This window comes from Curtobacterium flaccumfaciens (assembly GCF_004361695.1).
Taxonomy (GTDB): domain Bacteria; phylum Actinomycetota; class Actinomycetes; order Actinomycetales; family Microbacteriaceae; genus Curtobacterium; species Curtobacterium flaccumfaciens_B.
Map to the genome: position 1 here is coordinate 237,289 of NZ_SNVW01000005.1, position 7,002 is coordinate 244,290.

Consider the following 7,002-nt stretch of genomic DNA (forward strand, 5'->3'; position numbering starts at 1 on the left):
TCCAGGATGCCGCGTGTTCCCGTCACCCTGATATAGGGTCAGGGCGAAGCAGGTTCCGACCCCAAGAGAGTGAAAAGTGGCTGACAACGTTTTTCGGTACGCGCGATCCTCGGCGGCGCCACGAGTACGGTCTTGGTCGGTACGAAACTTCAAGGCAATCGATTTTGCTGAGACCCCCACAACGGGTCTGATTGCAGTCGCGGGAGCAAACAGCTCTGGCAAATCGAGTCTGCTTCAGAGCCTTCTTCTCGTGGCCCAATCGGGAGACCAAGAAGTTACTCTCAACGGGAATCTCGTTCGACTCGGCGTGCCGCGAGATGTTGTTCGGAGCGGCGCCAACACTCTTGCAATCACCTGTACTGCTGAGACGGGCCCCAAGGATGCAACGTCTGAATGGCACGTTCAGCTCACTCTTCGACCTACGCAGGACGGGCTCCGCGTTTCGGAGTGCGAAATAGCCCGTGACGGCATCGCTGTATTCTCCGCAAGCGACGCCCGCATAACAGAGAACACGCGGGCTCAAGTCGACGACGAGCGAGCTTACGGCGATACTCTTCTACGAATCCGAGAGATTGCCGGAAAACCTGCACCGTCCCGCACCTACGTCATCTTCAACGGTTTTCTCCCGACAGTTCTACATACTCGGGCGGACACGGAAGCAGTACTCAGAGAACTGCGGAAAACCTTTTCGGTCGAGGCGTTGAGGCACGACAGTGCAGTCGCGGACCAATTCACTGATCTAGTCTTCACTTACCTATACCGTACGCAGGCCGAGGAAGAGGCGGGTCCCCTCAGCAATGCGGTGCGTCAAATTATCGGCGGCGGGCTGTTTAGGGATCAGGCTCGCGAGCCGCTCAGCCGGGCAACCATCGACGTTCTTCTGAACGCTTTGGCAGAACGAGGCGGAGGCGCTGCCGGGCAGGCGATCCCCATTCAATCCTGGATGGGCTCGGCACCTCGGCGAGGTGCTTCGCGGCACCTGCTGCTGAATCTCTCCGCGGTGTCAGCAGCCTATGATGCTTTGACAATCGCAAGGGAAGTGTTTGTCCGAGCTGGACAATCGATTCGATACCTCGGGCCGCTCCGAGAAGAGCCGCAAGTTGTTTCAAAGACAGGCGCACGATCAAGGCAGATCCCCGTGGGCCTGCGCGGAGAACTCACAGCGGAACTCCTTTCGACGAGGACCTCGCACGTGGCATATTTTGATTGGGAAGGTAATTCGCGCCGCTCCGATCTGATCACTGCGGTGAGTGCTTGGTGTGCTCACCTCGGTATTGGAGAGGATGTCTCCGTCGAGGATCAGGGCAAGCTTGGCAGGGGTCTCCGGATTACGGTGAATGGCACCGCTCGGGACTTGACAATGGTCGGGGTGGGGGCCAGCCAGTTACTTCCCGTTGTCGCTGCGGTTTTGGACGCGCCTGAAGGATCCGTCGTCCTACTCGAGCAACCGGAGTTGCACCTACACCCATCCGTACAGTCCCGTCTTGGTGATTTGCTCATTTTCGCCAGGCCGGACATTTGCGTAATTGTCGAGACCCATAGCGAATACTTGATAACCCGGATTCGACGCTGGGTTGCAGAGGGGCGCGTCAAACGCGAAAAGGTACATGTACTATTTGCCGAACCCGCAGTCGACGGCACTGAAGTTCGAGAACTTCGGATGTCGGAGCTCGGGAATCTTGACGACTGGCCCGCTGGCTTCTTTGATGCGCAGGACGGCGATGCGCGTGCGATCGTGCGTGCAATCGCGGGGCGTCGAGAGCGGCGATGACGAACGTAGTTTGCCTCCTCGATCCGCATATTCTGGTGCCGCTCACCCTTGAAGGGATACCAGACGACGAGGAGTTCTGGCAGCGCGTAGTCAACGTCGCAGCAAGCGGGACATTCTCGATTGGTCACGAGTCGTTTTATTGGGTGGTCGATCAGCTGCAAGAAAGAGGATATCCTGATCGAAGAATCGATTTCGGCCCACCCGAGTTTCGCCGGGAATGCCAGACCGCTGTCGAAAAAATTCTCACGAGGGTCTCACGTGGCAGTGACGAGATAGCGGAGGCTTCTCTATCGCCTGCATATCTTGGAGCGGAGGATGCTGCTCTCTCCATTGTCATTGACGCGACTCAGCACAGCTCGACGGTGGCTGCGCTCATGTCAGACACTCGTCACTGGGTGGACCAAGAGCCACTGCTGGCGATCGGAGATCTTGAAATCGAGCTGCTTTTCGATCCGTTGGCCGAGCCCAAAATTTTGAGTAGTCGGGCAGCGAAGGTGGCTTTCGAAGGTCGGCAACTGCACGTAGTGGGGGGCGAACTGACTGAATCATTAGGTCGCGCTCTCGACGTCGAGCTTGGAATACCGACGCCGTCCGTCCACTGGATAGTCAGTGAGAAGGCGAAGCCCGCACGGGATCTAGACAAGCGGTGGGGGAGCCTGGACCCCGCTAAGGACATCGCCGTGTGCATAACGGGGCGCGTGCCGCATGCTGTCTGGGAACAGGCAGATAAGGCGGCCGATAAGTGCGGAGTGAAAATGATCGAGTGCCATTCGCAGGGTCAACTTGTCGACGCGCTTCGAGGCTGGGCCACTCAAGCGTAAGCACTTCGCGTGCGGCGGTCCCCGCGAAAAGCGCGCTGTTTAAACGTAGCGGCTAGTGCACGCGATGAACACGGAAGGCGCGAGACGCCTCGTGCGTAGGGTGGTGAAGGCGCTCGCGCTAAGCGGGGTCCACGGCGTCGTAGAGAGGTCGCTGAGATGCTTCGGGCCGGTGCTGAGGTGCGAAGTCCGCAACACGATCTGTTTGATCGCGTGTACGGCGTTTCCCAGAAGCGCGGCGAGCCTTCGTCGCTCCGGACAACTTGGACCCGATCTGAATGTGTAGACATCCGTGGATCGTGAAGGTTGAGGCCTGGACAAGTTAGTTGGCAGTGAGCCGGGACACGACCGTCGCGTAGCATGGCGAGCAGCCCTGCAAAGGACAAGTAATCTGGCGTCCGACAGTTGTCGCCGCGAACACAACTTGTCTCCTTCGCGTACAACTTGTCGCCGGAGTGCGTTCCTCGGTGCTGCCTCGGTCGGGGGTCGTCTCCCGGCGAGTCAGGAGCAGCGTGCCGTGCGCGCTACGTTGCTGCCGGGGTGGACACGGCGTTCTGCGGGGACGTGCTCGAGCGGAACGCGCAGCGATCTGGTCCCCCGCGCTGACGTCACCGACTGGAAGTGCCGCACCCTTGCTCGGGTGCGTGAACGATGTAGCGTTTAGCGCCCCTTCACCGGGCATTTTCGCGGGACAGTCATACGGGAATCCCCAGGTCAAGCAGGATACGGGGAAGTTTTCGTGGTTGTCGCCGCCAGCCGTGTGCCGGTGGACTACCGGCTATCGGGACGGCACCCGTCCTGATTGACTCGCCACATGTCTGCTCGGAGTCTCACCGTGACCGGTGTCGTCGTGATCGCGTTCGCGCTGCTTGTGTGGATCATCAATCCGACGATTCATGGGGTGAGTTTCGTGGTGCTGGTCGTCGCGCTCGTCGCTGGCCTTGCCTGCGTCGTCCTGGGGATCGTGCGGCGTCCACGAGGTTGATCCTCGTCTGTGTTGAACCCCGTCCCACCGGGGGATCGGGTACCGAGACGGTGCGGGCGGCGATGCCGATGGTAGACAGACGCATGCGCATCCGCCCCCGGACTCTCACGCTCCTGATCGTTCTCGCGGCTTGCGAGTTGGCCTCCTCGTACTGCCCCCGGGAGTGCCAACGAAGATCCTCGGGGCGGCACTCATCGTTGTGGCGTTCGTGGTGCTGATCGTCGCAGGACGAGCTGGCCGGTCGGGCCGCTGACCGCCGGTAGGTGATCCATCCGCTGCCCGATGGCCGATCGGCTATCGAGACGCTGTGACGGAGGTGCTGGATAGGGTCCGGAGGCATGGAAGCAACGACGCTTGAACCTCGCACCCTGGTCCCCGGCGACACCGTCGCGATCGTTTCGCCGGGCATCCTGGCCAGAGGACTCCGTGCCCGGCTGGATCGCCCAGCAGGTCGAGTCGTGGGGCCTTCGCGCAATGGTGGCTCCGCACGCACTCGACCACCGCGGCTACCTCGCCGGCACTGATGCCGACCGGATCGCAGACCTCAACAACGTCATCCGAGACCCGGCGGTCCGAGCCATCATCGCGTCAACCGGGGGATGCGGCAGCTTCCGGATCGCCCCAAACGTCGACGTCGACGCGCTCCGCACCGATCCCAAGCTGCTCATTGGGTACAGCGACATCACCGCGCTGCACTGTGTGTGGGACGCGGCCGGCGTCCCGACCCTGCACGGTGCGATCGCTGGCGCTCACGCTGACCATGTCCGACGGCTGCTCATGGAAGGCGCCCACACTGTCGTCGACGCTGACGCTGACGCCCTCTCGGCGGAGCTCACCACAGCAGGGCATGCGGAGGGGGTGCTCTTCGGTGGCAACCTTGAAATGCTGGCGCGATCGGTCGGGGTCGTGAACCTCTACCTCGCGGGCAGGATCTTCCTCCTCGAAATCAACCGCGCCGCGGGACTGGGCATGGTGGACCGGGCGCTGACGCAGCTGCGGTACTCCGGAGCACTCGACGGCGTTGCCGGCGTTGCGCTCGGCAGCATCGACCAATTCGCCAGCTACGAGGACCGCGGCTGGACGATCCTCGACACCCTCCGAGACCACCTCGATGTGCTCGGCGTCCCCGTCCTCGGCGGCCTACCCCTCGGACACATCGATGACCTCGTCACCGTGCCCCTCGGCACGCACGCCATCCTCGACGTCGATCAAGCTCGGCTCACGGTGTCCGCGCTGTCCGACGCTGCACAGATCCCGAAGACGCCCCGTTGACGGAACAGCTGAGCCGCGCTGTCGTCGCCGCCGGCATGTTCAGACGGACCCCGCTCGAACGGTCCGACCGACGGGTCGCATGGGACCGCGCCGACGAGTCGTTCTTCGCGGCCGGAGCGTGTCACGTTCTCGCGTACCGCTGCGCGGCAGCCCATCCGGGCGTCGCCGTCGGCATCCGAGCGATGCGGCGGGCTGATGACGGAGCCCTAGTCCACGTCGTCGCAGCGTGGGGTGAGTGACTTTTCGACTTCAACGGCTGGAGTCCGGCCTCGGACCTCCTCGTCGCGAACGAAGAATTTGAGCACATCGGGTTCAACCTCCATCCGATCGAGACGAGCATCGAGGACTTCTGCGTGCAGTGGAACCATCGGCTGCCGAATCAGTACCACCAAGACGCAACAGACCGAGCAGATGCTTTCGTCCGACGCTTCGCGCCCCCGTTTCTGGCCGCAACGACGTCTTGATGACCCATCCGCATGCGGGACGGCCGGAGGTACGGTGACCGCATGAACCGTTCAAACGCCCTGTGGCTCATGTTCGCGCTGCTCGGCGTGGTGTTCCTTGGAGCCACAGCCGCCTTGTTCGCGCACGAATCATCGAGGCCGTTCGGATGGATCACACTCGTCAGCGCCATTGTCATCATGGCGAGTGCCTGGTTGGGCTACAGACGTTCCAAGCTGTGAACAAGCGGTGCCGAGCGTTTCGATAGCCGATCGGTCACCGGACACCCCACTCGTACACCGCTTCGACCCGTAGTCTCGGCACGTGACAGACCGGTTCTGCCAGCAACGCGATCCGATGGAGGTGCGCAGCCATGATGGGTCGGGGCGAGCGTCTGCCGGGTGGGTGGCCCTCGTACTTGTAGCGCTCTACTCGGCGCTGCTGGCGCTCGTGCTCTCGGTCGCGAACCGTGTCACGGCGGCGGACCTCGCCAGCGCAGGCGCAACACGGCACCCGTTCGACGACCCTCCGGTCCTGGTTGCTCGGGCGGAGTTCATGGTCGGGCTCGTCGGCGTCGCCGCGCTCCCCATCGCCCTCGCCGTGATCGCGCTCGGGTACCGCGGCGTGGTTCGAGGCTGGGTCGCCGGTCGACGAGTTGGCTGGGTGGCGCTCGTCATCGGCGGGGTTGGTCTGCTCCCCGCCCTCTTCGCCTGCCTGTTCGGGATGCTGATCTGCGTGCTCGACGGAGGAGTGATCGCCAGTAGCTGACCATCGAAGCGAGCGAGACTGTCTCGACAGCCGATCCTTGGGTTCAGCCGGTCGTTGCAACACCACCGTGATTTGGAGTGTTGCAGATGGGATCGAGGCTGGAACACCGTGCCCGAGAGGCGCGGTTCTGGGAGCTATTGAGACAGGGTCTCGGACGCACGGCGGCCTGTGATGCTGTCGGCGTGGACCGACGTCAGGGATACCGATGGGTCAAAGCAGCCGGCGGACGGAACCCGTTCGCCCACACGCCCCGCTCCGACAGGTACCTCAGCCAAGAAGAGCGGCTCCAGATCGCAGACCTACGCCAGGACGGTGAGGGCGTGCGCGCGATCGCCAAAGCACTCGGTCGGTCGCCGTCGACGATCAGCCGCGAGCTCACCAGGAACGCAGCGGCTGGCGGAACCTACCGGCCGTACTCGGCTGAGAAGCAATGCCGTGCTCGTGCGCGACGCCCGAAACCGCGGAAACTCAACCGGCTGGAGCTCGCTCTGCAGGTCGAGCTGCGGTTGGTGCGGAACTGGTCCCCGGAGCAGATCCGTGATGACCTGGCTAGGACATTCCCCGACCGGCCGGAGATGCACGTGTCCCACGAGACGATCTACCAGTCCCTCTTCGTCCAAGGCCGCGGCCACCTGCGCGCTGACCTGCACAAACACCTCCGCACCGGCCGAGCCCTCCGCCGGCACCGCGGTGAACGTCGGCAAGCGTCGTGGTCGAAGATCCGCGACATGATCCTGATCAGCGAACGCCCCGCTGAGGCCGACGACCGGGCTGTTCCCGGCCACTGGCAAGGCGACCTGATCGTCGGGATCAACGCCCGCAGCGCGATCGGCACCCTCGTCGAACGAACGACTCGGTACGTGATGCTGCTGCATTTGCCCAACGGGCACAGCGCCGACGCGGTCCGTGACGCGATGATCCCCACCATCCAGACCCTGCCCGAGCAT

Annotated in this window: 7 protein-coding genes; all 7 read left to right on the forward strand. The window is 62.9% G+C overall.

Annotation, left to right across the window (positions count from 1 at the left end; genetic code table 11):
• Window positions 1–76 precede the first annotated feature (76 nt).
• Window positions 77–1,771 carry an AAA family ATPase gene (locus EDF64_RS09880; protein ID WP_133519804.1) on the forward strand — a complete coding sequence of 565 codons (1,695 nt, stop codon included), beginning with the start codon at window positions 77–79 and terminating at the stop codon, window positions 1,769–1,771.
• A complete protein-coding gene (locus EDF64_RS09885) occupies window positions 1,768–2,592 on the forward strand; it encodes a hypothetical protein (protein ID WP_133519805.1) in 825 nt (274 codons plus the stop codon). The genes EDF64_RS09880 and EDF64_RS09885 overlap by 4 nt, the downstream gene beginning before the upstream one ends.
• Window positions 2,593–3,424: 832 nt before the next feature.
• Window positions 3,425–3,574 carry a hypothetical protein gene (locus EDF64_RS18185; protein ID WP_156463515.1) on the forward strand — a complete coding sequence of 50 codons (150 nt, stop codon included), beginning with the start codon at window positions 3,425–3,427 and terminating at the stop codon, window positions 3,572–3,574.
• 426 nt (window positions 3,575–4,000) lie between these two features.
• On the forward strand, window positions 4,001–4,846 hold the full coding sequence (locus EDF64_RS09890) for a S66 peptidase family protein (protein ID WP_243736328.1): 846 nt from the start codon (window positions 4,001–4,003) through the stop codon (window positions 4,844–4,846).
• 506 nt (window positions 4,847–5,352) lie between these two features.
• Complete coding sequence (locus EDF64_RS18190) at window positions 5,353–5,529, forward strand: hypothetical protein (RefSeq protein WP_166645676.1); 177 nt, start codon at window positions 5,353–5,355, stop codon at window positions 5,527–5,529.
• Window positions 5,530–5,611: 82 nt separating this feature from the next.
• Window positions 5,612–6,055, forward strand: coding sequence for a hypothetical protein (locus EDF64_RS09895; protein WP_133519806.1), 444 nt, complete (start codon window positions 5,612–5,614; stop codon window positions 6,053–6,055).
• Window positions 6,056–6,141: 86 nt separating this feature from the next.
• The coding region (locus EDF64_RS09900) for an IS30 family transposase (protein WP_279512731.1) at window positions 6,142–7,002 on the forward strand (861 nt) is incomplete at its 3' end.

Excerpts from the sequence above, each read along its gene's own strand:
- EDF64_RS09885 (WP_133519805.1), top strand. The coding sequence starts at position 1,768 with ATGACGAACGTAGTTTGCCTCCTCGATCCGCATATTCTGGTGCCGCTC.
- EDF64_RS18190 (WP_166645676.1), top strand. The coding sequence starts at position 5,353 with ATGAACCGTTCAAACGCCCTGTGGCTCATGTTCGCGCTGCTCGGCGTG.